This is a genomic window from Cellulomonas chengniuliangii, from assembly GCF_024508335.1.
Classification (GTDB): Bacteria; Actinomycetota; Actinomycetes; order Actinomycetales; family Cellulomonadaceae; genus Cellulomonas_A; species Cellulomonas_A chengniuliangii.
In genome coordinates this window covers 1,614,883-1,638,761 of the sequence record NZ_CP101988.1, presented here as the reverse complement: position 1 = coordinate 1,638,761, position 23,879 = coordinate 1,614,883, and the positions used below count along the sequence as shown (strand labels likewise).

At 74.3% G+C, this 23,879-nt stretch carries 20 protein-coding genes; 11 read left to right on the top strand and 9 right to left on the bottom strand.

Going from position 1 to position 23,879, the window contains the following annotated elements:
• Window positions 1-2: 2 nt before the first annotated feature.
• The 4 genes from NP064_RS07560 to NP064_RS07545 all read right to left on the bottom strand — a co-directional run bounded on the left by NP064_RS07560 (window position 3) and on the right by NP064_RS07545 (window position 2,371).
• Window positions 3-593 (bottom strand): DoxX family protein, encoded by a 591-nt coding sequence (locus tag NP064_RS07560; RefSeq protein WP_227569017.1) that lies wholly within the window; start codon window positions 591-593, stop codon window positions 3-5.
• A gap of 176 nt (window positions 594-769) precedes the next feature.
• A complete protein-coding gene (locus tag NP064_RS07555; protein ID WP_227569016.1) occupies window positions 770-1,249 on the bottom strand; it encodes an NUDIX hydrolase in 480 nt (159 codons plus the stop codon).
• A gap of 69 nt (window positions 1,250-1,318) precedes the next feature.
• Entirely contained in the window at window positions 1,319-1,942 is a 624-nt protein-coding gene (locus tag NP064_RS07550) for a nucleoside/nucleotide kinase family protein (RefSeq protein WP_227569015.1), read from the bottom strand.
• A 45-nt stretch (window positions 1,943-1,987) separates the two neighbouring features.
• Complete coding sequence (locus tag NP064_RS07545; RefSeq protein ID WP_227569014.1) at window positions 1,988-2,371, bottom strand: VOC family protein; 384 nt, start codon at window positions 2,369-2,371, stop codon at window positions 1,988-1,990.
• 166 nt (window positions 2,372-2,537) lie between these two features.
• Here NP064_RS07545 and NP064_RS07540 point away from each other — a divergent pair, with 166 nt between their 5' ends.
• From NP064_RS07540 to NP064_RS07525, 4 genes are all read left to right on the top strand, one after another.
• The gene (locus tag NP064_RS07540; RefSeq protein ID WP_227569013.1) at window positions 2,538-4,022 is read left to right on the top strand and encodes an SDR family oxidoreductase; all 1,485 of its coding nucleotides are present in this window, start codon (window positions 2,538-2,540) and stop codon (window positions 4,020-4,022) included.
• Between the two features lie 97 nt (window positions 4,023-4,119).
• Window positions 4,120-6,111: an ATP-binding protein gene (locus NP064_RS07535; RefSeq protein WP_227569012.1), complete on the top strand. Its 1,992-nt coding sequence runs from the start codon at window positions 4,120-4,122 to the stop codon at window positions 6,109-6,111.
• Between the two features lie 119 nt (window positions 6,112-6,230).
• Entirely contained in the window at window positions 6,231-8,591 is a 2,361-nt protein-coding gene (locus NP064_RS07530) for an eCIS core domain-containing protein (RefSeq protein ID WP_227569011.1), read from the top strand.
• A gap of 2 nt (window positions 8,592-8,593) precedes the next feature.
• Entirely contained in the window at window positions 8,594-9,067 is a 474-nt protein-coding gene (locus NP064_RS07525; protein ID WP_227569010.1) for a YbjN domain-containing protein, read from the top strand.
• A 21-nt stretch (window positions 9,068-9,088) separates the two neighbouring features.
• On the opposite strand, the gene NP064_RS07520 is transcribed toward NP064_RS07525, so the two are convergent.
• Entirely contained in the window at window positions 9,089-9,601 is a 513-nt protein-coding gene (locus NP064_RS07520) for a mycothiol transferase (RefSeq protein ID WP_227569009.1), read from the bottom strand.
• A 162-nt stretch (window positions 9,602-9,763) separates the two neighbouring features.
• Between NP064_RS07520 and NP064_RS07515 the strand changes: the two genes are divergently transcribed.
• From NP064_RS07515 to NP064_RS07505, 3 genes are all read left to right on the top strand, one after another.
• Complete coding sequence (locus NP064_RS07515; RefSeq protein ID WP_227569008.1) at window positions 9,764-10,780, top strand: magnesium and cobalt transport protein CorA; 1,017 nt, start codon at window positions 9,764-9,766, stop codon at window positions 10,778-10,780.
• Window positions 10,781-11,144: 364 nt separating this feature from the next.
• Window positions 11,145-12,533 carry a glutamate decarboxylase gene (gad, locus tag NP064_RS07510; RefSeq protein WP_227569007.1) on the top strand — a complete coding sequence of 463 codons (1,389 nt, stop codon included), beginning with the start codon at window positions 11,145-11,147 and terminating at the stop codon, window positions 12,531-12,533.
• Between the two features lie 48 nt (window positions 12,534-12,581).
• Window positions 12,582-14,108 carry an APC family permease gene (locus NP064_RS07505; protein WP_227569006.1) on the top strand — a complete coding sequence of 509 codons (1,527 nt, stop codon included), beginning with the start codon at window positions 12,582-12,584 and terminating at the stop codon, window positions 14,106-14,108.
• On the opposite strand, the gene gtfA is transcribed toward NP064_RS07505, so the two are convergent.
• Both gtfA and NP064_RS07495 read right to left on the bottom strand, forming a co-directional pair.
• Window positions 14,100-15,635, bottom strand: a complete 1,536-nt coding sequence (gtfA, locus tag NP064_RS07500) for a sucrose phosphorylase (RefSeq protein WP_227569005.1) — start codon at window positions 15,633-15,635, stop codon at window positions 14,100-14,102. The genes NP064_RS07505 and gtfA overlap by 9 nt on opposite strands.
• 170 nt (window positions 15,636-15,805) lie before the next feature.
• Entirely contained in the window at window positions 15,806-16,726 is a 921-nt protein-coding gene (locus tag NP064_RS07495) for a DUF72 domain-containing protein (protein WP_227569004.1), read from the bottom strand.
• Window positions 16,727-16,961: 235 nt separating this feature from the next.
• Between NP064_RS07495 and NP064_RS07490 the strand changes: the two genes are divergently transcribed.
• The gene (locus NP064_RS07490) at window positions 16,962-18,296 is read left to right on the top strand and encodes an NAD(P)/FAD-dependent oxidoreductase (RefSeq protein WP_308015925.1); all 1,335 of its coding nucleotides are present in this window, start codon (window positions 16,962-16,964) and stop codon (window positions 18,294-18,296) included.
• 36 nt (window positions 18,297-18,332) lie between these two features.
• Here NP064_RS07490 and NP064_RS07485 read toward each other — a convergent pair whose 3' ends face one another.
• On the bottom strand, window positions 18,333-19,247 hold the full coding sequence (locus NP064_RS07485) for a DNA-3-methyladenine glycosylase family protein (protein WP_308015264.1): 915 nt from the start codon (window positions 19,245-19,247) through the stop codon (window positions 18,333-18,335).
• Window positions 19,248-19,400: 153 nt separating this feature from the next.
• On the opposite strand from NP064_RS07485, the gene NP064_RS07480 reads away from it, so the two are divergent.
• The 3 genes from NP064_RS07480 (at window position 19,401) to NP064_RS07470 (ending at window position 21,286) form a co-directional block, all read left to right on the top strand.
• Window positions 19,401-19,613 carry a hypothetical protein gene (locus tag NP064_RS07480; RefSeq protein ID WP_227569002.1) on the top strand — a complete coding sequence of 71 codons (213 nt, stop codon included), beginning with the start codon at window positions 19,401-19,403 and terminating at the stop codon, window positions 19,611-19,613.
• 68 nt (window positions 19,614-19,681) lie between these two features.
• Window positions 19,682-20,284: a class I SAM-dependent methyltransferase gene (locus tag NP064_RS07475; RefSeq protein ID WP_227569001.1), complete on the top strand. Its 603-nt coding sequence runs from the start codon at window positions 19,682-19,684 to the stop codon at window positions 20,282-20,284.
• Between the two features lie 105 nt (window positions 20,285-20,389).
• Window positions 20,390-21,286, top strand: a complete 897-nt coding sequence (locus NP064_RS07470; RefSeq protein ID WP_227569000.1) for a universal stress protein — start codon at window positions 20,390-20,392, stop codon at window positions 21,284-21,286.
• A 48-nt stretch (window positions 21,287-21,334) separates the two neighbouring features.
• Here the strand turns inward: NP064_RS07470 and hrpB are convergent, their stop codons facing one another.
• Window positions 21,335-23,854, bottom strand: coding sequence for an ATP-dependent helicase HrpB (gene hrpB, locus NP064_RS07465; RefSeq protein WP_227568999.1), 2,520 nt, complete (start codon window positions 23,852-23,854; stop codon window positions 21,335-21,337).
• Window positions 23,855-23,879: the final 25 nt, after the last annotated feature.

Here is a 23,879-nt window from a genome sequence, read left to right as displayed (position 1 = left end):
GGTCAGCGCAGCACCGGCGCCCGGCGCACGAGCGGCAGGCTGGCCCAGCGCCGCCCGAGCCCCCACGTGTCTCCGGCGAGGAGCAGCGCGCACACGATCAGGACGAGTGTGTAGACGAGGTGCTGGTCGACCACGGGGTTCATCGATCCGTCTCGCAGAGGCCACTGGGTGAGCCACAGCGACATCATCAGCAGGGAGCCCGCCACGGCGGAGACCCGCAGGCCGATGCCCAGGACGACGGCGAGGCCGACCCCCAGCATGCCCAGCATGAACAGCCAGTCCGTGAGCGGGCCCGCCATCGACGCGAAGAGGTCCTTCGCCGGGCCGACGGCGCCGTTCTGGAGATACCCCTGGCTGGGGGCGCCGCCGTCGATCCACGAGCTCGCCACGGAGCCGTCCTCGCGCGGGGCGCCCGTGCTGTGCCGGAGCCCGAAGGTCTTGTCGAGGAACGCCCAGAGGAACACGAAGCCCACGGCGATGCGCAGCGCGGCGAGGGCACGGCGGCCGGGCGCTGTGCTGAGGAGGTCTGACTGGATGGTCTCGGCGGCGCCCGGCGCCTCGGTGGCGGGGCGGGCGAATCGGGTGCTGGCCATGGTGGCACCTCCGTGGTTGACGACGCGGCTCTGCGTGCTGTCGGACGCCTGTCACGATGCAGGCCCGCGTCAACGGGAGACAAGGTCGACATGCAGGACGGACGTCCGTGCGGACGGCCACGGGCCATGGCGCGCCGCGCGGCGTCAGGGCCGCCCGGCCGCCGGTCGTGGCGCGCTCAGGGCACGGGCCCGGCGACCGCCGTCCGCAGCCTGTCGATCAGCTCCGCCTGCCCGGAGACGACCGCGAGCGCCGCCTCGTCGAGGCTGAGCCAGGCGGCCCGGTCGAGCTCGGGGAACTGCTGGCGGCGACCGGATCGCGGTGGCCACTCGATCTCGAAGGTGTTGCTGGTGATCGTGCTGACGTCCAGGTCAGCGCGTCGCGCCCAGGCGGCGACCGTCTTCCCGCCGCGTTGGCGCACCGTGCCCAGGTCGATGTCGGGGCCGGGTGGTGGCCGCTGCCCGATCTCCTCGGTGAACTCCCTCAGCGCTGCGGTGTGCGGGTCCTCGTCGGGGGTGTGCTCGCCTTTGGGGATGGTCCAGGCGCCGGCGTCCTTGGCTTGCCAGTAGGGCCCGCCCATGTGGCCGAGGAGGACTTCGACGTGCGTCCCGCGCACTCGGTACAGGAGCAGCCCGGCGCTGCTGGTCGCCTTTCCCACTCTCGAACCGTCTCACCTGGTGGCCCTCCGCGCGTGCGGGGGGCCTGGCCCGGGCGCTCGCGAGGGCGCTCACCGCTCGACGACGAGGGCCGGTCGCCGGGGGTCGTCGAGCCGCACGACGATGTCCGCCGACTCCTCGGGGAGCGCCTCCTGGTCGTAGCGGTCGTAGGCGGGCAGCGCCCATCTCTCCTCGCGGGCCGTGCGGCGCTCGCGGGTCGAGGGCTTCAGGGCGAGGTGCACCGTGAGGTCGAGCTCGAGCCAGCGCCCGAGCAGGAGGGCGCCGTCGAGCAGCAGCACGGCTCTCGGAGGCGCCTGCTCGTACGGGGCGCGGGTGGCGCGGTCGAGGGCGGGGTCCCACAGCGTCGGCAGGTAACGCCCGTCGCCCTCGGCGCCCAGCGGGTCGAGGACCTCGCGGGTGAGCGCCCCGACGTCGACCTGGTCGAAGAACGCGTCGGGGTCGTGCCGGCCGTGCTGCAGCCGGATGGACGCCGGCCGCAGGAAGTCCTGGGCGTGGACGCGGACCACGGGGCGCCCGGCCGCGCGGAGCGGGTCCACGAGCGCGTCCGCGAGCGCGCGCGGGTCGGCGCCCGGGTGCCCGTCGATCGCGACCCGCAGCCGCCCGGAGGGGCGGTCCCCGATCTCCCCGACGACGTGCCGCACCAGGGCGTCAGGGGTCACCGGGCGTGCGCGCACCCGGACAGTCTGCGCGAGGCGCCCCGTCCGGCGCCCGCCGGAGCCTCAGAGGGTGGACTCCACGTTGAGGATGTTGCCGTCCGGGTCGGAGAACCACACCGAGCGGAGGTCGCCGATGGCGCCGATCCCGTCGGACCAGACGATGTCCTGCGCCTCGAACGTCTCGAAGACGATCCCGTGCTGGCGCAGGTTCGTGATCTCCTCGTCGAAGTCGGCGCCGTCGACCTGGAACGACATGGCGGTCGACTGGTTGGTGCCGGCGAAGGCGGACGGGTACACCAGGAAGCGGTCCCCTCCCGCGGAGTAGAACACCCCGTCGGGGGACGCCTCCTCGAGCGGCGCGAACCCGAGCGTCCCCTCGTAGAACGCGCGGGCCCGCTCCAGGTCCGCGACTGCCAGGGTGGGGCAGGGCGAGTAGTCGGAGAGCATGGCTCCTCCAGCGGCGGACCGCACGACCGTCGCCCGGTCGGCCTCCTTCGAACGTAGGTCGGCCCTGCGGCCGGGTCAAGGAACTCCAGGCGCGGCCCGTACAGTGGGCGCGGCTCATCTCGGGTGGCCGGCACACCGGCCCCAGGACGTAGGACGGCACAGCAACATGACGGCGACGGACTCCTCTGACGTGCGCGCGGCGGAGGCCGCCGAGGGCGTGGACCCCGCGGACCTCGAGGTGTTCTTGCGGGTGATCGACCAGATCGGCGACTTGCCCTCGGACCACCCCCATCTGGCGGTGGCGCGACGTGCGACGGCGGGCCTGTTCAAGGCGGCGAAGAAGCAGCGCCGCACGGAGAAGCGGGCGGCGATCAGCGAGGCGGACCGCGCCGTGGTGGCGGCCACCGCGACGGGGAGCCCGGGGCGCATCGACGACGAGACGCGGGGGCTGCCGATCACCTCGAACGCGCAGGGCGCGATCGCCGGCACCCTGCTGCGCCCGCGTCCCTGCTACATCTGCAAGGAGCCGTACACCACCGTCGACGCTTTCTACCACCAGCTGTGCCCCTCGTGCGCGCGGCTGAACCACGCGAAGCGTGACGCCCGCGCCGATCTGACGGGGCGCCGGGCGCTGCTGACCGGCGGGCGGGCGAAGATCGGCATGTACATCGCCCTGCGGCTGCTGCGCGACGGGGCTCACCTCACCATCACCACGCGCTTCCCCAAGGACGCCGCCCGCCGGTTCGCGGCGATGGAGGACAGCGCCGAGTGGCTGCACCGGCTGTCGATCGTCGGCATCGACCTGCGCGACCCGGCGCAGGTCGTGGCGCTGGCGGACTCGGTGGCCGCGGAAGGCCCGCTGGACATCCTCATCAACAACGCGGCGCAGACCGTGCGCCGCTCCCCTGGCGCGTACTCGCCTCTGGCCGACGCCGAGCTGGCCCCGCTGCCGGCGGGCCCCATGCCGGAGATCCGCACGCTGGGCCACACCAGCGACGCGCACCCGCGCGCGCTGGCGGGGGCGGTCACGGAGCTGACGAGCCCGGTCTTCGAGCTCGCGTCCCGCTCGGACGTGGCGACGATGGCGCTGACCGCCGAGGCGGCGTCCCTGGAGCGGCTCGTCGCGGGCACGTCCATCGACGCGGGGGGCCTGGTGCCCGACACGGCCGAGTCGAACAGCTGGGTGGCGACGGTCGACCAGGTGGACGCGATGGAGCTCCTCGAGGTGCAGCTGTGCAACCAGACGGCGCCGTTCATCCTCATCAGCCGGCTGCGCCCGGCGATGAAGGCCTCGCCCGCCCGCCGCACGTACGTGGTGAACGTCTCGGCGATGGAGGGCGTCTTCGCCCGGGGGTACAAGGGGCCGGGGCACCCGCACACGAACATGTCGAAGGCCGCGCTGAACATGCTCACGCGCACCAGCGCCGAGGAGATGGCCCAGGACGGGATCCTCATGACGGCCGTCGACACGGGCTGGATCACCGATGAGCGGCCGCACCCGACCAAGGTGCGCCTCGCCGAGGAGGGCTTCCACGCCCCGTTGGACCTGGTGGACGGCGCCGCCCGGGTGTACGACCCGATCGTGCGGGGCGAGGCGGGCGAGGACCTGTACGGGTGCTTCTTGAAGGACTACGCGCGCTCCGCCTGGTGACCCGATGAGCGTGGCGGGCCCGGGCCTAGGACAGCGGCGCCAGTAACGTGCCGTCCTGCCGGGCGCTGGGCCCGCGCTCGTCACCGCCAGGAGATCCATGCGCCGCCGCCTCGCCCATGTCGTGACCCAGGTGGCGGGCGCCGCCGAGCGGAGGGCGCAGGCGCCGCACGCCTCGGGCGATGCGACGGACCGCCTGGGAGCGCTCGTGGCGGTGCTGCGCGCCGACCACCCCGCGGAGCCGCACGGGGCCGCCGACGACGACCCCGACCGGGTCGCCGCTCTCGCGGAGATCTTCGGGCTCGACGAGCTGGACGTGCGCCTGCTGATGATCGCGGCCGCGCCGGATGTGGACGCGAACCTGGGCGCCGCGCTCGACCTGCTCGGCGGGGCGCTCCCCGCGGGCAGCGGCCACGTCTCCCTGGGCACGGCGCTCGAGCTGTGCGGCCTGGGCAGCGCGTCCGCCGAGGCCCGGGCCCGGCTGCACCCCGCCGCCCCGCTGCGGCGCCACCACCTGCTCCTGGTGCACGGCGACGGGCCGTGGCTCGCACGCACCTTGCAGGTCCCGGACCGCGTGGTCGGGCGCCTGGTGGGCGACGACACCCCGGACCCGCTGGTGGCCACGTTGACCGTGCACGCGGACGGGGTGGACCTGCCCGAGGCGCAGAGCGTCGCCCGGGCCGTCGAGCTCGGCGTTCGCCTGGTCTACGTGCGAGCCCCGCTGGGGGCTCCGGGCGCGGCGGTCGCGGCCGGGGCGTTCGGCGCCTTGGGGATCCAGCCCTTGGTGGTGGACCTGCGGCGCCGCCCTGCGCAGACCAGTGGCGCGGTGGCCGTGGCGGCGGCGGCCCGCGAGGCCGGCATGGTCCGCGCGGGCCTGGTCGTCCTCGGCCTCGACGACGCGATCGTGGCGGCTCCCGACCAGCCCGCCGACCTGTCGGTGGTGACGGCGCTGGAGGACGCCGCGGTACCCGTCGTGGGAGTCGGGCACCGCGGCTGGGATCGCGGGTGGTCGCGCGACCTGCCCCTGTGCGTCGAGGCCGCGCGGGTGCCGCACGCCGTGCGCGGCCAGGTGTGGCGCCGCGAGCTCCCGGGAGCCGACCTGGCCGCGGCCGAGTGGCGGGACGTGGTGGGGCTTCGCCTGGAGCCCCGCGACGTGGCCGCCACGGTGCGGTACGCGTCGATGCTCGGCGCCGTGCGCGACGAGGCGGTCGGGCCGGGCCTGGTCCGCGAGGCGGCCCGGCGGCTGGGCGGGGGCGCGGGCGGGCGGCTGCCCGGGCGCAGCGGCGCCTCGCTGTCCGACTTGGTGCTGCCGGACACCGCCCGCCAGCAGGTGGCCCAGCTGATCAGCTGGGCGCAGCACCGCGACGAGGTCCTCGCGCAGGGGCCCGTGCACGGCCAGGGCGGCAAGGGGTCGGGGCTCGCGGCCCTGTTCAGCGGCGGTCCCGGCACCGGGAAGACGCTCGCCGCGCACGTCGTCAGCGACGCCCTCGGCCTGGACCTGTACCCGGTGGACCTGTCGAGCGTGGTGGACAAGTACGTCGGGGAGACCGAGAAGAACCTCGAGCGGGTCTTCCACGAGGCCGAGAGCCTCAACGTGGTGCTGTTCTTCGACGAGGCCGACTCGTTGTTCGGCAGCCGCTCGGAGGTGCGCGACTCGCGCGACCGGTACGCGAACCTCGAGGTGTCCTACCTGCTGCAGCGCATGGAGCAGTTCGACGGGATCGTGCTGCTGGCCACGAACCTGCGCGCCAACCTCGACGCCGCGTTCTCCCGGCGCCTGCACTTCGTCATCCACTTCCCCGACCCGGACGTCCCGACCCGGCGGCGGCTGTGGCAGCAGCACCTCACCCACCTCGCGCCGTTGGACGCTGCCGACCCGGTCGACTACGACCTCCTCGCGGAGAGCGTCGAGCTGGCCGGCGGGGACATCCGCAACATCGTGATGGCCGCGGCCTACGACGCGGCCGCGGCGGGCGGCCGGATCGGGATGCGGACCCTGGCAGCGGCCGCGCGCCGGGAGTACGCCAAGCTCGGCCGCCGGATGCCGCCGGGCGGCTTCGCGGAGATCCCGGCGCCTGGCACTGCCGGCTGAGCCGATCAGGCGCCGCCACCTGCGCAATCGCTACGGAATTTCCCCGGGGCAGGTCCCGTGGGGCGACGCCTCGCTCGTAGTGTGACGGGGACCATGCACCCCCCTGTGAGGAGTCTGCCGTGAGCGAGCGCACCCGTCCCGCCGCCCGTGCTGAACGGCCGCGGGGCGAGCAGCCGCCCGAGGGCGCGACGGCCCGCACAGCGACCAGGCCCCCGGTGCGCGGACTGGTGCACTCCGACGACGAGCGCCTGCGCCGCGCGGCGACGGGCGCCGACGCCCTGGGCGGCGGGCAGGTCGACGGCGACATGGCCGCCACCCTGCGCCGCCGCCGTGGCCACGGCGCCCCGTTGCCGCCCGACGTGGCCCGCTCGATGGGCGAGCACCTGCAGCGCGACCTGTCGGACGTGCGGGTGCACGCCGACGCCGAGGCGGACACCCTCAGCCGGTCCGTGCAGGCCCGCGCGTTCACGCTGGGCTCGGACGTGTACTTCACGGCGGGCGCCTACAACCCGCGGAGCGCCGAGGGCCAGCACCTGCTCGCCCACGAGCTCACGCACGTGGTGCAGCAGTCCGCCCCGGGCGCGGGCGCCGTGCAGCGCTCCTCCATGACCGTCGGCCGCGCCGACGACCCGGCTGAGGTCGAGGCGGAGCGGAACGCCACCCGGGTGGTGCAGGCGCTGCGCCGCTCCCCCGCCGCCGCCGACGCCGCCACCACCGCCGCGCCCGTGGCCGTCGAGCACCAGCACGGCTCGGGCTGCGGCCACGACATGACCATCCGCCGCCACTTCCTGAGCAACCTGTTCAACAGGACGGCTCCTGCGCCTCCCGCGCCGACCCTCGGCTCCCGCACGTTGGGACTGCACGAGTCGGCGACGGACGACCCCTCGGCGCTCGACCAGCTCGCCGACATCGCCGACGCGATCCTCGCGATCCAGGACGCGACGGTGACGAGGGAGGAGAAGCACGAGCTCGGCGTCATGGACGGCGGCGACGCGGCGGCGGGCCTCTACGGGTCCGGGATGGGCCTGATCAAGATGGGGATGGGCGCCAGGGACGTCTTCGGCGCCGCGGGCGACCTGCACGCCGCCCGCCAGCCCCGCGGTGACTCGCTCGCCCGGAACGACAAGGGCGTGGAGCTCGAGGGCGGCCTCTGGGACCTCCTCGGCGACACCACCGGCACGATGGACTCCATGGCGGGAGCCGCCAAGGGCTTCGGCGGCAGGGACATCCCCGTCTTCGGCGACATCGCGAACGTCTACACCGGCATCGCCAAGGGCAAGCAGGCCCTGGAGGACGGCGCGGCCGCGGGAAGGCTGCAGAACCAGAAGATCCGGGTCAAGCGGGAGCAGGACCACCACCTGCCGAGGAAGCACCGGCTGGCCAGGTTCCGCGAGTTCGCGACCGCGTACCTCGCCCACCTCGCCGAGACGACGGCGGCTGAGGCCGTGCTCGGCGACTCGCGTGAGGCCGCGGCGGCGCGCAAGGCCCGGCAGAAGGCGGCCACGGCGGCCAGGAAGTCGACGAAGCCCGAGGACATCGCGCGCTTCGAGGCCGAGGCGCTCGCCTACCGCAACGGCCTCGGGGCGCCCTCGCTCATCGCCTCCGGGACTGATGACGAGGTTCTCGCGTTCCTCGACGACTGCCGGAGGCGGAACGTCAAGGAGTTCGGGTACGGCACCGAGCACCGCAAGCGGGCGGAGGAGGAGTACGCCGCCAGCCAAGCCGGCTTCAGCGCCGAGTACACCGACACGCGGAGCCTGGGCAAGCTCGCCTCGTTCGGCACGCGGCGCAAGGCCGAGACGGCGGCCGTCAGCGCCGTCGAGGCCGCGGGCAACGTGATGGACGCCGCCGGGACGGTGTCCGCAGCCGGCGACTTCGGCGCCACGAAGATCACCGGCAAGGCGCTCAAGGCCACCGCCGCGGGCTACTCGGCGCTCAAGTCCGGCGTCAAGCGGGCCAAGCGGATCCACCACCTGCGCACTGTGAAGAACGAGATCGGCTACGGCGGCCAGACCGACCGCGGGGTCTGGTGGGGCGCCAAGCAGTTCTTCGGCGGCAAGGTCGACTCCTCGCAGGCCAACGTGCGCGCCGCCATCGAGAGCCCGACGGCGGACCTCGCCGCAGGCCGCAAGGGCGCCACCCTGCTGGCCTCCGCGACCCCCGAGCAGAAGGCCGCGCTGTCCAAGCGGGTGACCCGGCAGGTCTTCCGCCGCATCGACGACCTGGTGCGCTGCCTGGGCAGCACGAACGACCAGGTGTTCGCCCGCGCCTCGAAGATCCTGCACATCATCGCCGAGACCAACCTGGCCGGCTTCTTCGCCAAGGTCGACGCGAGGGACCTCGCCGAGTTCCGTAGGGTGTCCCAAGCCGTCCGGCTCACTCCCTCGACGGCCACCCAGGCAGACAAGGACCTCTACCAGAAGCACCGGCAGAGCATCCACAACATCGTGGAGCGACAGCTCCACGGGATCGGCGGCTGACCATGCCCACGACGGCCCTGCAGGCCCGCGTCACCAGGTTCTTCGAGGCCCGGGAGTGGGTGGTCGAGCCCGCCGAGGACCCGAGCCTGCTGCTGCTGCACACCACCGACGACGAGCCGCAGCCCTGGCCGGTGCTCGCCCACGTCAACGAGGAGCCCGCCGGGGTGCGCCTGTTCTCGGTGCTGCCCGACGACGTGCCCGCCGAGAACCGCTCGGCCGTCGTCGAGCTGCTCGCCCGAATCAACTACGGCCTGCTCTCCGGCGCCGTGGAGATCGACCTGGAGGACGGCGAGGTCAGGGCCCGCACCGGGATCGAGCTGGGCGACGCCCAGCTCGACGACGCGGCCTTCGACTCCCTGCTCGAGGCCGCGCTGGTCACCAACCTCGCGCTGATGGACGCCTCCTGGGACGCCCTGCACGACGTCGCGAACGGCAGCGTCGACGCGGCGACCGCCGCAGCCCAGATCGACTTCTGACCGTTCCGGCGCCCGGGGCGACTAGCCCCGGGCGCGCAGCAGGCCGCGCACGTAGGAGGCCTGGCCAGCGTGCTGCAGATCGTCCGACAGCACGCTGACGAGCCGCACGCCGAGCGTCACCGGCGGGTCCCACGACGTGTCGACCACCCGGTCGAGGTCTGGCGGGCCCACCTCGGCGAGGAGCGCCACCGTCCGGTCGTGGACCGCGGCGTGGTAGCCCTCAAGCAGGTCCGGGGCGACCCGCACGGCCGCCACCTGCGCCGCGTGGTCCCCGTACCCGGTGTCGGCGACCGGGCGAGGGAGCGCGAACCGCTCGGCCCACCCGTGCTCGACCCACACCTGCGGCAGGTCGAACGCGTCGGCCACGTGGTCGTCCTGCACGCGCGTCAGATGCCACACGAGCCACCCGATCGGGTTGGCCCCCGCCTCTGGGCTCCACACGAGGTCGGCGGCGGACGCCCCGCGCAGCACCGCGTGGACGACCTCCCGCACTCGACCGAAACCGTCCACCAGCAGGTCGCTCGCCTCAGCCATGCCCTGCACGCTGCCACCAGCCCCAGGCTCCGGCAACACGGCCGCCGCGTTCGGCCTGGCGGGGCAGGCACGACATGATGGAGCAGCCCGCCGCGACGTCCGCCACGGGCTGGTGGGCCGCGACGCCGCGGTCGGCACCGAGAGAGGCGAGGCGCGAGAACCATGACCGTGATCGACAACGCCGTGTACGTGGACGGGCGCCGCCGCGCCGAGCCCGGGTCTCTCGAGCAGACCTACGAGCTGCTCGCGGCCGAGGGCGGCATGGCGTGGATCGGCCTGTACCGGCCCGACGAGGCGGAGATCGCCTCGATCGCACGCGAGTTCGACATCCACCCGCTGGCGGTCGACGACACCATCAAGGCCCACCAGCGGCCCAAGCTGGAGCGCTACGGGGACGTCCTGTTCACCGTGCTCCGCCCCGCCCGGTACGTCGACGAGGAGGAGCGCGTCGAGTTCGGCGAGCTGCACGTGTTCACAGGCCCGAACTTCGTGGTGACGGTGCGGCACGCCGAGTCGCCGGACCTGGCGAGCGTCCGCGAGCGCATGGAGTCGGAGCCCGAGCTGCTGCGGCTCGGGCCGGAGGCCGTGCTGTACGCGATCCTCGACCAGGTGGTCGACGAGTACGCGCCCGTGGTCGAGGGGGTGCGCAACGACATCGACGAGATCGAGGACGACGTGTTCGCCGGTAGCCCGGACGTCTCACGGCGCGTCTACCAGCTCTACCGCGAGGTGATGCTCTTCCAGCGCGCCACCCATCCGCTGGTGCGCACCCTCGCGGCGCTGCGAGCCGGGTTCGACAAGTACGGCGTGGACGCGGACCTGCGCCGCCACTTGCGCGATGTGGAGGACCACGTCGAGCGGGTCGTCGAGCGGGTGGACTACCACCGGGCGCTGCTGCAGAACGCCCTGACGGTGAACGCCACGGTGGTGACCGAGCGCCAGAACGAGGAGATGCGCGCGATGACGCGCGCGAGCCTCGTCCAGAACGACGAGGTCAAGAAGATCTCGGCGTGGGCGGCGATCCTCTTCGCGCCCAGCCTGGTCGGCGGGATCTACGGCATGAACTTCGAGAACATGCCCGAGCTCGACTGGCCCCTCGGCTACCCGATGGCGCTCACGCTCATGGCGACGTGCTCGTTCGCCCTGTACGGGTTCTTCCGCCACCGCAAGTGGCTCTGAGGACCGCCCGTCCCGCCCTCGTCCTGCGCGCGCCGTGCGCGGGCGTCAGACGTAGCCTGAAGCCACGCAGGGTGGAAGTGAGGGGGCAGACATGACACCACCCACGGCTTGCTCTCGGGCACGTGTACCCGACCGGCCGGCACGCCCGGCCACGGAGGCGCGCACCGACTGACCTCGCCATCACGCCGCCGCCGCGCCGACGGCGCGTCGTGAGCCCTCCTCCTGCCGCCACGTCGGCCGGAGGCCCCCTCCCCCGCCACAGCCAGCGTCCGCGCGCCGTCAGCCGCGCCCACCAGGTGGGCGTCGCGGCGGTGCTCGGGCGATCGTCCGCACGAGGGCCTCGCCAGGCCCGCAGGAGGGTGAGATGTCGACCAACGAGAGCCTCAACGAGAGCCTGAACGCCTCCGACCCGATCTTCGCCCGCCGCGGGGAGGGCACCGTCTCGTCGCGGACGTCCCTCGAGGAGGACTCGATGCTGCCCGCGACGGCGTACCAGATCGTCCACGACGAGACGATGCTCGACGGCAACGCGCGGCTCAACCTCGCCACCTTCGTCGGGACCTGGATGGACGACCACGCCATCCGGCTCTACAACGACTCGTTCCAGAAGAACATGATCGACAAGGACGAGTACCCGCAGACTGCCGCGATCGAGCAGACCTGCTGGAAGATGCTCGGCGACCTGTGGCACGCTCCCGACCTCTCGACGACGATCGGGTGCTCGACGATCGGCTCCTCAGAGGCGTGCATGCTCGGAGGTCTGGCGCTGAAGCGCCGGTGGCAGGAGGCCCGCCGCAAGGACGGGAAGCCCACCGACCGCCCGAACCTGGTGATGAGCTCGGCGGTCCAGGTGTGCTGGGAGAAGTTCTGCAACTACTGGGACGTCGAGCCGCGCCTCGTGCCGATCACCGAGGAGCACAAGACGCTCGACGGGCACGACCTGGACAAGTACGTCGACGAGAACACCATCGGCGTGGTGTCGATCATGGGCGTGACGTACACCGGGATGTACGAGCCCGTGCGGCAGGTCGCCGAGGCCCTCGACCGCATCCAGGAGCAGACCGGGCTGGACATCGCCATCCACGTGGACGGCGCCTCGGGAGGCATGGTCGCGCCGTTCCTCCAGCCGGACCTCGAGTGGGACTTCCGGATCGAGCGCGTGCACTCGATCTCCACGTCAGGCCACAAGTACGGCCTGGTGTACCCGGGGCTGGGCTGGGTGGTGTGGCGTGACAAGCAGTACCTGCCCGAGTCGCTGATCTTCTACGTGAGCTACCTGGGCGGCGACATGCCGACGTTCGCGCTGAACTTCTCCCGCCCGGGCGCGCAGGTGCTGCTGCAGTACTACCTGTTCCTGCGGCTGGGCCGGAAGGGCTACTTCGAGGTGCAGAAGGCGTCCCAGGACGTCGCGCTCTTCCTGTCCAAGGGCATCGCGGAGCTCGGGCCGTTCGAGCTGTGGAACGACGGCAGCGACATCCCCGTCTTCGCGTGGCGCCTCAAGGACGGCTACACCGACAAGTGGACGCTCTACAACCTGCAGGACCGTCTGCGCACCCGCGGCTGGCTCGTGCCGGCGTACCCGCTCCCGGACGACCTCGCCGACGTGACGGTGCAGCGCATCGTCGTGCGCAACGGGCTCAGCATGGACCTCGCCGCGCTGCTGCTCAACGACATCAAGACGCAGGCGCAGTACCTCGACGGACTCGAGGGCCCAGTGCCCCAGGAGGCGCAGCAGTCGGCGTTCCACCACTGAGCCGCGCGCGTGCCGCTCGGGCGGGCGCCGTCGCCGGGAACCGGCGACGTGCCCGACTCGGAGGTGACGGGGGCGGTCCACCCCGTCACCGCCCGGTCGCGGGCCCGCCCGCGGCGTCGGGAGCGGCCGGGCCGCGCTCGGGGGACGTCCCTGCTGGCCCTGCTTTCGGTGGTGGGAGTGGTCACGCTGGGCGCGGCGCCCACTATGGCCGCCTACGGGCTCGGGGCGGTGCCGCTCGTGCTGGTGCCGGCCACGCTCTTCCTCGTGCCAGCCGCGCTGGTCGTCGCGGAGCTGGGCAGCACCTGGCACGGCGGTGTCCACGCGTGGGTGCGCGAAGGGCTGGGGCCGCGGTGGGGCCTGGCGGCAGGATGGCTGCAGTGGGTGCAGGGCGTGGTCCGCATGCCGGCGCTGCTCGCGTCCGCCGCCGCCAGCCTGGCCCTCGCCGTGCTCGACCCGGGCCTCGCGGGCTCGGACGTGTACACCGGATTGATGGTCGTGGGGCTCTTCTGGGCGGTGACGCTCGCGGTGTCCCGGGGCAGGGCGCTGGTCGGCCGGTGGGCCGCATGGGCAGGGCTCCTGGGCGTTGTCGTCCCGGTGGTGCTGCTCACCGGCCTCGGCCTCGGCTGGCTGGCCACCGGCGAGCGGTCCGCCGTGAGCTTCGAGGCCGCGCAGCTCGTGCCGCCCCTCACCGGGGCCTCCTCGATCGTCCTGGTGATCACCGGCGTCCTGGCGTTCACCGGGCTCGAGGTCGGCGCCACGCAGGTCGGCGGCACACAGCCCGGTGGCACGCAGCCCGGGTCGGCCGGCGAGCCAGCACGCTGGCTGCCCCGGGCCGTCGCGACCGCCGCTATCGCCGTGGTGGCCGTGCTCGTGCTGTCGTCGCTCGCCATCTCCGTCGCCGTGGAGAAGGGCGACCCCGGTCTGACCTCCGTGAACCTGGCGTTGGGGCGCTACCTCGAGCACTTCGGCGTGGCGGCGGCGGTGCCCGTGGTGTCGGCACTGCTCGCGATCGGGGCCATCGGGTCGGTGCTCGTGTGGGCCGCCGGCCCGAGCACCGCCCTCGCAACGGCCGGGCGGGAGGGCCTCCTGCCCGGCCCGCTGCAACGCTCGGGGCGAGGCGGCTCACCCCGCGTGATCTTGCTGCTGCAGGGCGTCGTGGTCACGACGCTCGCCGCGTTCTTCGCTCTGGCCCCCGACACCTCCGCCGCGATCGCCCTCGTCCTCGCGACGGCGTTCGCGCTCTACCTCCTCATGTACATGATGGTGTTCGCCGCCGCGGTGGCACTGCGGCGCACCCGTCCCGACGTGGTCCGCGGGTTCCGGGCGCCGGCGCTGCCGCTCGTGGCCGGGATCGGCTTCCTGACGTCGCTCGCGGCGTTCTTGGCAGCGTTCATCCCGCCCACGGGCACACAGGTCGACATCGACGCCTACGCGTGGACCACCGCGGCCCTCGTGGTGGCGGTGGGCGCCCCTCCGTTCGTGCTCTACGCGCTGCGCCGCTCGTCGTGGGACCGCCGCACGCCGGCCGAGCGCGCCCGGGACGCCCGCCTCACGCTGGTCCGGACGTCACTGTGACAGGTCGTCCGGCGTGTGCCACGGGGGGTTGAGCAGGTTGGCGGTCCGCTGCAGCCGCCCCTTGCGGTCCGTCCACGTGATGGTCGCCTGCCCGGCCACGAGGTTCGCGGTGAGGGTCGCCCGGTGCTCCCCCAGCGTCCACGTCATGGTGATGACGGCGCCGGACCCGCCGAAGTCGAAGTCCCCGGTGAACGCCGGATGGGCGTTGCGGAACCGGATCAGCTCGAACAACGCCGCCACCACGGGGCGGGCGAGGTGCTCCTCGACGTCGGGCGTCAGGTAGCGCCCGCGGTTGATGTCCCTTCCCACGCCGGTCTGCGCCAGCAGCGCCAGGTCGTTGTGCCCCGCGAGGAGCCCCACGTAGTAGACCTGCGGCAGGCCGGGCGTGAAGAACTGCAGCGCGCGGGCGAGCAGGTAGCGGTGGTCGTCGCGCCCCAGAGCGTCGTAGTAGGTCGTGTTCACCTGGTAGATGTCCACGTTGGACGCGGAACGGCCCGTGGACAGCCGCGACTCTTGGCCGGCGCGCTCGTAGATGCCCTCGACGATCTGGTCGATCTGGTCGGGCGCGAGAAGCCCGGCCTGCCTGCTGCCGTGGCGTGACGGACCCACGTCGATGACCCCGATCCCGTCATGGGTGTCCAGCACGGTCACGCAGTTGTCCGGACGGAGGCCCAGCCAGCGGCGCAACGGGTCGCCGTCGCCGGTGTACAGGCTGTACAGCACGAGCGGCGGCAGGGCGAAGTCGTAGACCCAGTCTACGGCCGAGGCCAGCGCCACCTGCATCGCGTAGTGGGTGTGCGCCTCGGCGAGCACCTCCATGCCGAGCTCGTGCGCCCGCGCGGTGATCCGGTGGATGAACTCCATCGTCGCGGGAGTCATGAAGCACGACGTGCCGGCCGTCTTGACGACGTAGCCCACCGCGTCCAGCCGCACCATGTCCACGCCCGCCCCCGCGAGCGCGCGCAGAACCTCGTCGATGTAGGCGGCGGTCTCGGCGTCGTCGACGTCGAGGTCGACCTGGTGCTCGGTGAACGTGGTCCACACGAGCCGGCGCCCCTCACCCCAGGGCATGACCGTGAACGGGATCCCCGGGCGGGGGCGGTAGATGGACAGCAGGTCCTTCTCCGAGGCCCCCTCCGTGAACACGCTGCCCATGGTGAGGAACATCCCGGCGTGCTCTGACGCGTCGCCCCGCGCGACGGTGTCCAGGAACTGCGGCGACTGGGCGGACATGTGGTTGGCGATGACGTCGGCGACGACCTCGTACCTGCTCGCGAGTTCTCGCACGTCCTCCCAGTCGCCCAGCCGCGGGTCGACCTGCGTGTGGTCGACGGGGTCGAAGCCGCCGTCGGCGCCGTCGAACGGGATGTAGAACGGGAGCAGGTGCACCCCCTCGAAGACGTCCCGCAGGAGGGGGCCGTCCAAGAGCCTCAGCAGCCCGGCGATGGTGGCGCCGAACCGATTGGGGTAGACGATGAGCTGGACACCGCGCCGGCGGCGCGGCCTGCGCTCGGCAGCGCCGCCCACCAGGCCCTCAGACCGGCTCGTCGAAGACGGCGCCCGAAAGCCCTCGCGTGCTCCGGTCCATGCCGCCCCCCGTCGATCAGCCGCCGGGCGATGCCCGCCGTCCCCCTGCGCCCGCTGAGGCCGCACTTGCGACGATACCGCCCGCCAAGGGACCCGCCAGTGGGCTCCGCTCAGGCGGAGCCCGCCGCGTCCAGCCGGCGCGCGAGCGCGATGGCGTCGTGCGGGGCGTGGGCCTTGGCATCGTTGTCGAAGTAGACGAACACGTCGCGCCCCTCGGGGCGGTGGGGGGCTGCCGTGGTGAGGAGCGGGGCTCCGACGTCGCCGTCCCCGGCGCGCCACCCGCGCACACGCCCGGCCCAGAGGTCGAGCGCGTCGTCGGTGTACCCGCTGGCGTAGAGCTCGGTGTCACCGTGCAGCCGGACGTACACGAAGTCCGCGGTGACGTCGAAGAGCGCGGGCCACCGCCCTGGGCTGTCGGCGACCACCAGGGCCACGTCGTGCTCGCGGAGCTGCTCGACGAACTCCGGGACGGCGTACGAGGCGTGCCGCGCCTCGAGGGCGTGCCGCACTGGCCGATCCGCGTCGGTGGTGGTCAACGCCCGCCCGTCGAGGCGCTCGTCGTGGCGTTTGGCGAGCCGGGCCGCCTCCGCCGTGGAGCGGGGCAGCAGCCTCAGGAAGCCCGCGATCCGCTCGGGCTCGTACGGGAGGCTGGGCGGCAGCTGCCAGAGCACGGGCCCGAGCCGGGTGCCGAGCGCGAGCACCCCCGACGCGAAGAAGTTGGCCAGCGGCACGTCGACGTCCACGAGGCGTTTCATGTGCGTGATGAAGCGGCCGCCCTTGACGGAGAACGTGAAGTCCTCGGGCGTCTGCTCGGCCCACGCCAGGTAGCTGGCTGGGCGCTGCAACGCGTAGAACGACCCGTTGACCTCGATCGAGCCGAGCCGCTGGGCCGCGTAGGCGAGCTCGTGGCGGTGGGGCATCCCTTGGGGGTAGAACGCGCCGCGCCACGGCGCGTAGTTCCAGCCGCTGATGCCCACGCGGGGCCTCGGTGTGATGGTCGGGCGCCCTGGTCCGGTCTCCTGGATGCCCACTGCGGCACTCCTTGGCTGGTCGTCGGCGTGGCGGGACCAGCGTCGCGCCACGGGGTCCGGGGCGCCACCGGGGCGCCGAGACATGATCGGTGGCGGGGCCCCGCGCTCGGCGCGCGCTCGACGGGAGCCGGGCCTAGCGTCGGATGCGAGCGCCCCCGCGAGCACGTCACCGGGAGAGACCATGCAGAGCAAACAGCCGCCGGCCCGCAGTCGGGCTCCGCGTCATCGTGTCGTGGTGGTCGGCTCCGGCTTCGGCGGCCTGTTCGCGACCAAGGCGCTCGCCCGGGAGGACGTCCTGGTCACGGTGGTGGCCAGCACCGGCTACCACCTGTTCCAGCCGCTGCTCTACCAGGTCGCCACGGGGGTCCTCTCGGTCGGGGAGGTGGCGCCCGCGACCCGCGAGGTGCTGCGCCGCCAGCGCAACGCCCGGGTGCTGCTCGGCACGGTCACCGAGATCGACCTGGCCGCCCGCACCGTCGTCTCGGAGTCGCCGGCGGGGACGCTGCGCACGCCGTATGACTCGCTGATCGTGGCCGCGGGCTCCACGCAGTCGTACTTCGGCCGCGACGAGTTCTCCGAGTACGCGCCGGGGATGAAGAGCGTCGACGACGCGCTGGAGCTGCGGGGGCGGATCTTCGGGGCCTTCGAGATGGCCGAGGTGCGGGCCCAGGACCCGGCGACCACGGCCGACCAGTTGCGCGCGCAGCTCACCTTCGTGGTGGTGGGGGCCGGGCCCACGGGCGTGGAGATGGCGGGGCAGATCGCCGAGCTGGCGCACCGCGCGCTGCGGGGCAACTTCCGCAGCATCAACCCCTCCCATGTGCGGATCGTCCTCGTGGACTTCGCGAACGCGGTGCTGGGCCCGTTCGACCCGCGCCTGCGCGACCGTGCCGCCGCCCACCTGGAGTCCATGGGCGTCGAGCTGCAGCTCGGGCAGCGCGTGGTCGGGGTCGACAGGGCGGGCGTGGACCTCGAGGCGGCGGACGGCGAGCGGACCCGCATCGAGACCCCCACCAAGATCTGGGCGGCAGGCGTCCAGGCGTCGCCGCTGGGCGCGAGCCTGGCGGAGCAGTCGGGAGCGGAGACGGATCGCGCGGGCCGGGTCCGGGTGCTGCCCGACTGCACGCTGCCGGGGCGCCCCGAGGTCTTCGTGGTGGGCGACATGCTGGCGATGGAGGGCGTCCCCGGCCTGGCCCAGGCCGCGATGCAGAGCGCCGAGCACGCCGCCGACCAGATCGGGCGCCGGTTGCGCGGCGAGCCCACGGGCCAGGCCTTCGTGTACGACGACAAGGGCAGCATGGCCATCGTCTCGCGGTTCTACGCGGTGGCCGAGGTGGCTGGGCGCAAGGTCTGGGGCCTGCCCGCCTGGGCACTGTGGCTCGCGGTGCACCTCGTGTACCTCATCGGCTTCAAGAACCGCCTGACGACGTTGCTGCACTGGGCCGTGAGCTTCGTGGGCAGCGGGCGCTCAGAGCGGACGGCCACCCGCCAGCAGGTGATGGCCCGCCTCGCCATGCTCGAACGCGAGAAGGAGGGCCCGGGGACCAGTCCGCCCGGCACCCCGTGGTGACGACGCCCCAGCGACGACGCCGTCGGGCGCGGCGGCTCAGTTGCCGCGGTGGTCCTGGACCGCGAGCCGTGGTCCGCGCCGCGGGGCGTGAGCGGCCCCTGACAGCAGCAGCAGGCGCACCACGCGCTGCCGGTGCGGGCGGAACGGCTCGAGGAGCTCGAGCATGCGCTCGTCGTCGACCCGCTTGCCTGCGAGCGCCCAGCCCACGTGGTCGGCGAGGTGGTAGTCGCCCACCGAGACCGCGTCAGGGTCGCCGAGCGCGCGCTGGGCAGTCTCCGCCGCGGTCCAGACCCCGACCCCCGGGACGAGGCGCAGCCGCGCGCGGGCGAGGGCGGGCTCCAGGGCGGACGCCTCCTCGAGCCGGGCCGCGACGCTCGCGCACTCGCGCACCGTGCGGGCTCGGCGCGGGTCCACACCCGCGCGGTGGAAGTCCCACGACGGGATCGCTAGCCACCCCCGGGCATCGGGGACCACCCGCATGCCCTGCGGGGCCGGGCCGGGCGCCTCCTCCCCGTGGCGGGCGAGCAGCCAGCGCCACGCGTCGTGCGCGGTGCGCAGGATCACGCGCTGCTCGAGCACGGCGGGGACGAGGGCCTCCAGCACCCGGCCGGTGCGCGTCAACCGCAGCCCCGGGTGGCGGCGATGGGCCGTGCGCACCAGCTCGTGCCTGGGCGCGAAACCGCTCAGGTCGTCCCGCGCGCCGAGCAGGTCGGGGGTGGCGGCCAGCGCCTGCGAGGCCCCGGGCCCCCACGCGTCCACCTGGACGTGGCACGGCGACACCTGGGCGATGCGGCAGGTGGCGGGGCCTGCGGGCATCCGGGTGGTGCGCCACACGGCGCCGTCGGCGGTCCGCTGGAACGTCGGGTCGAACCGGCCGCGGGACAGCGGGGCCAGGGTCAGCCGCACGTCCACGGCCTCGGCCAGCTCCAGCAGCATCCCCTCGGCCTCCACCGCACCATGCTCACACGGCCCGCTGGGCCGCCCGCCCCGCCTCGGACCAGTCCAGCGCGGTGACCGTGCGCCGGGCAGGGCCGAGGGCGCCGGTGCATGCTGGACGTGCGCGGCCACCGCTCGCGAACGACCGCGACGACGAAGGAGGGTGACGTGGCTCCCGACGACACCAGCGACCCCCGACCGGCGCCGCCCGAGGCCCGCCCGGTGCTGTACGTGCTGTGCTTCGGTCTCCTGATGCTGGGGTTCTGGCTGATCTCGCTCGGCTTCACCCACGCGAACGGCTGGGTGTTCGGCGCAGGCATCTTGAGCTGCACGCTCGCCTTCTTCATCCCCGTGGCGATCGGCGACCGGGACCGCGGCTAAGAGGCGTCGAACCGCTGGCCGGGGTGTCGGAGCCGGCGGCCGGGCCGCGGACGGCGGAGACTACGGGCATGCCCACGTCTGACGGAGCCGGTTGGCCCGGACTCACCCGCCCTGAGCACTCCCAGTGGTACATCGAGCGCTTCCGCGCGATGGCCGCTGCCGGGAAGGACCTCGCGGGCGAGGCCCGCCTCGTCGACGCGATGGTGGACCGCGGCGCCCGCATCCTCGACGCGGGCTGCGGGCCCGGCCGGGTGGGCGCGGAGCTCCACGCGCGCGGGCACCGCGTGGTGGGCGTCGACGTGGACCCGCTGCTGATCGACGCGGCGCTGCAGGACCACCCCGGCCCGCGGTGGCTCGTCGCGGACCTGGCGACGCTCGACCTCGAGGCCCTGGGCGAGGGGGAGCCCTTCGACGCGGCGGTGCTGGCCGGCAACGTGATGCCCTTCCTGGTGCGGGGCACGGAGTCCGCGGCGCTGCGACGGGTGGCGGCCGGCGTGTCGCCTGACGGCTTCGTGGTGGTCGGCTACCAGGCGGCGCGGCTCCCGCTGCCCGTGTTCGACGCCGCCGTCGCCGAGGCAGGGCTCCGCGTCGAGCACCGCTTCGCGACGTGGCAGCTGGGCGCGTGGCACGAGGACGCCGACTTCGCGGTGAGCGTGCTGCGCCACGCCTGACCTTCCAGGTGGCCGCGACGCCCTGGCCGCCCCTCCGACGTGCGCCGTGGGCCGCCGCGGCGCATCGTGGGACAGGTCAGCGGAGCCTGCGTCAGAGGAGGGCCCATGGACACCGCCGCACCGGTGGTCGTGGCGATCGACGGTTCGCCGCACAGCGCGGAGACGCTGCGCTGGGGCGTGGACGAGGCCGCCATGCGCGGCGCCGGCGTCCTGGTGGCCCGCGCGTACCAGGAGCCGCAAGAGCTGACGGCGTGGGGCTGGTACCCCTACCTGTCTGCCGACGTCCCCCTCGACGCGGACGCCAGGGACAGCCTCGCCTCCGCGGTCCGGGCCGCGCGGGAGCGCCACCCCGACCTCCAGGTCGAGGGGCGCCTCCTGCACGGGCCCACCGTGCCGGCGCTGCGCGCGCTCACCCCCGAGGCGCAGCTGCTCGTGATCGGCGGGGGCGGGCGCGCGCCACGCCTGCCGCTGGGGTCCGTGACCGGCCACATGGCGGCGCACGCCGAGTGCCCCGTCGCGGTAGTGCGGGGCGTTCCCGACGGCGTCGCCCACGGGCCCGTCGTGGTGGGCGTCGACGGCTCGTCCGCGTCGATCGCGGCTGCCGAGGTCGCGGCCCGGGAGGCCGTGATGCGGTCCGTCCCGCTGATCGTCGTGCACGCGCGGCCGACGATCGCCGAGCCATACGGGCACGGGGTCCAACTTCCCCCGGTGGCGGGCGCAGAGGCCTCGCCCGACGACCCGGCCCATCAGCGGGCGACCGAGGTCGCCGACGCGCTCCGCTCCGCGGAGCCCACCCTCGAGGTGCGGGTCGTCCTGGTGGACGACGCGCCGGCGCATGCCGTGCTGTCCGCCGCTCCCGAGCCCCAGCTCGTGGTGGTGGGCTCGCGCGGGCTCGGCAGCTTCCGCGGGATGCTGATGGGCTCGGTGAGCAACGAGGTGGTCCGGCGCGCCTCGGGAACCGTGCTGATCTCGAGGGAGCGCGGGCCAGCGGCGCAGCGCTGACGCCCGCACCGCCGCCGCCGCCACGATTGGGGGCCGACGGCGGGAAGGTCACCGATCGCGGCGCACCCCGCGCGCTGGCTCGGCCGTCCACGGGTCGGCCGGCCACGCGTGCTTGGGGTAGCGCCCCCGCAGCTCGGCGCGCACCTGGGGGTAGCCAGTGGCCCAGAACGACTCCAGGTCGGCGGTGACGGCTGCTGGGCGGCGCGCCGGGGAGAGGAGGTGCAGGAGGACCGGGGCCCGCCCGCCGGCGATGCGCGGGGTCTGGCGCCACCCGAACACCTCCTGCAGCCGCACCGCCAGCACCGGCTGGTCGCCGCTGTAGTCGAGGCGGACATGCGACCCGCTGGGGACCTCCAGCCGCTCCGGGGCGAGCTCGTCGAGTCGGGCGGCCTCCGGCCAGGGCAGCAACCGGCGCAGCGCGGCGCGCATGTCGATCCGCTGCAGGTCGCGGGCGCCCCGCACACGCGCCAGGTCCGGGCCGAGCCAGCGGTCCACGTCCTCGAGCAGGGCGGTGTCGCCGACGTCGGGCCACGGGTCGCCGAGCGTGGATCGCAGGAACGCCAGCCGCTGGCGCAGCTCGACCGCGCCCTCTCTCCACGGCAGCATCGCCAAGCCCTCCCGGTCGAGCCCGTCGCCCACCGCCGCGGCGACGAGCGCCCGCGGCGGGTCCGGGAGGCGCGCCGAGCTCAGCTCGATGGCGCCGAGGGACACCGTCCGCCGAGCGACGACCTGCCCGTCCGCCCAGGCGACGGACTCGTCCTCGTGCCAGAGCGCCGCGGCTGCCTCGGTGGCCAGGTCCTCGTCGAGGGGGGCTGCCGAGCGGATCGTGGCGTCGCGCCGGCCAGCCCCGCGATCGGCGTCCGCCACCGCGAGCCATCCGAGGCCGCGCAGCGGCGAGTGCTCCGCGGGCAGCGCTGCGCCGGTGCCCGACGCCATGAGGTAGGACGACCCTCCCGGCCGCAGCCTGGCGACCCGCTCCGGGTGCGCGAGGGCGACGACGAGCCCGGTGGCGAGGTCGTCCGTCAGGTCCCGTGAGGGAGAGGACCCGCCGCCCGGGCCGAGGGCGCGCTGCAGCCTGCGGACCTCCTCGGCCCATCCCGTGGACGACGCCTCGGGCCCGCCGCGGCGCAGCGACCGCAGAGCCGCCACCAGGTCGCCGCCGGGCGCCCGGACGTCGACCGACAGCATCGCGACGACCTCGGCGGCACGCCTGGGCCCCACCAGCCCGGAGGCGTCGATCAGCGCCCGTGCCAGCCTCGGGTCGGCGCCGATCCGGGAGATGGCCCGTCCTCGCGCGGTGACCGCTCCGTCGGGGCCGACGGCGCCGAGGGCCTCGAGGGCCTCCCGCGCCGAGGCCATCGCGGCCGGCGGAGGCGCGTCCATCAACGCCAGGCCGGCGCCGTCGGGGCTCCCCCAGCACGCCAGCTCGAGCGCGAAGCCCGTGAGGTCGGCCGTCATGACCTCGGGCTCGGGATGCTCTGCCAGCTGGGACTGCTCGGCCTGCGACCAGCACCGGTACACGGCCCCCGGGCCCTCGCGCCCGGCGCGCCCCGCCCGTTGGCGGGCCCCGGCCCGGCTCACGTTGACGGTGACCAGCCCCGCCAGCCCTCGGCGATGGTCCATCCGGGGTTGGCGCGCGAGCCCGGCGTCGACCACCACGCGCACGCCCGGCACGGTCAGCGACGACTCCGCCACCGCGGTCGACACCACCACGCGCCGGCGTCCGCCGGGCGCCAGCGCCAGGTCCTGCTCCCGGTGCGGGAGCCTGCCGTGCAGCGGGCGCACGTCGGCGTCGACGCCGGCCAGCCGCCTGGCGACCCCGTTCACCTCACCGGCGCCGGGCACGAAGACGAGCACGTCGCCGTCCCGCTCGGCCAACGCGTCGCGCACGCACGCCGCGACGTGGTCGAGGAAGGCCGGGGTGACGCCACGATCGTCGGTCCGCCTGACCCGCGGTGGCGGCGGGCGCCACAGCTCGTCCACCGGGTGCAGCGACCCGCTCGCCTCCACCACGGGGGCCGGGGCCCCGTCGGCGATCGCCTCCGCCGTCCGGACCGCCTCGACGGTCGCGGACATGGCGACGAGCACCAGGTCCTCGCGCAGGTGCGCGCGGACGTCCACCAGCAGCGCCTGGGCCAGGTCCGCGTCGAGGCTGCGCTCGTGGCACTCGTCGAGGACCACTGCCCCGACGCCCGCCAGCTCGGGGTCGTGCTGCAGGCGGCGCAGCAGCACCCCGGTCGTCACCACCTCGACCCGGGTGCTGGGGCCGGAGCGGCGCTCGCCGCGCACCGCGTACCCGACAGTCTCCCCGACCGGCTCCCCGAGCAGGCTCGCGAGCCTGCGCGCCGCCGCCCGCACGGCGAGGCGCCGGGGCTGGGTGACCACGACGCGGCCGTCGACCGCCGCCGCCAGGGCGAGCGGCGCCAGCGTCGTCTTCCCTGTGCCGGGCGGCGCCTGGACCACGGCGAGGCCGCGATCGCGCACGGCGCCCAGCAGGGCGGGCAGGCAGGCGACCACCGGGAGGTCTGGCGGATCGGCGAGCAGCCGTGCGAGGGGGTCGTGGTGCACAGGGGAAGTCTGCCCCGCCCGACGG

Coding starts and splice junctions, on each gene's coding strand:
- NP064_RS07475 (WP_227569001.1), top strand. CDS start 19,682: ATGCCCACGTCTGACGGAGCCGGTTGGCCCGGACTCACCCGCCCTGAG.
- NP064_RS07560 (WP_227569017.1), bottom strand. CDS start 593: ATGGCCAGCACCCGATTCGCCCGCCCCGCCACCGAGGCGCCGGGCGCC.
- NP064_RS07515 (WP_227569008.1), top strand. CDS start 9,764: ATGACCGTGATCGACAACGCCGTGTACGTGGACGGGCGCCGCCGCGCC.
- NP064_RS07545 (WP_227569014.1), bottom strand. CDS start 2,371: ATGCTCTCCGACTACTCGCCCTGCCCCACCCTGGCAGTCGCGGACCTG.
- NP064_RS07540 (WP_227569013.1), top strand. CDS start 2,538: ATGACGGCGACGGACTCCTCTGACGTGCGCGCGGCGGAGGCCGCCGAG.
- NP064_RS07470 (WP_227569000.1), top strand. CDS start 20,390: ATGGACACCGCCGCACCGGTGGTCGTGGCGATCGACGGTTCGCCGCAC.
- gad (WP_227569007.1), top strand. CDS start 11,145: ATGTCGACCAACGAGAGCCTCAACGAGAGCCTGAACGCCTCCGACCCG.
- NP064_RS07535 (WP_227569012.1), top strand. CDS start 4,120: ATGCGCCGCCGCCTCGCCCATGTCGTGACCCAGGTGGCGGGCGCCGCC.
- NP064_RS07520 (WP_227569009.1), bottom strand. CDS start 9,601: ATGGCTGAGGCGAGCGACCTGCTGGTGGACGGTTTCGGTCGAGTGCGG.
- NP064_RS07525 (WP_227569010.1), top strand. CDS start 8,594: ATGCCCACGACGGCCCTGCAGGCCCGCGTCACCAGGTTCTTCGAGGCC.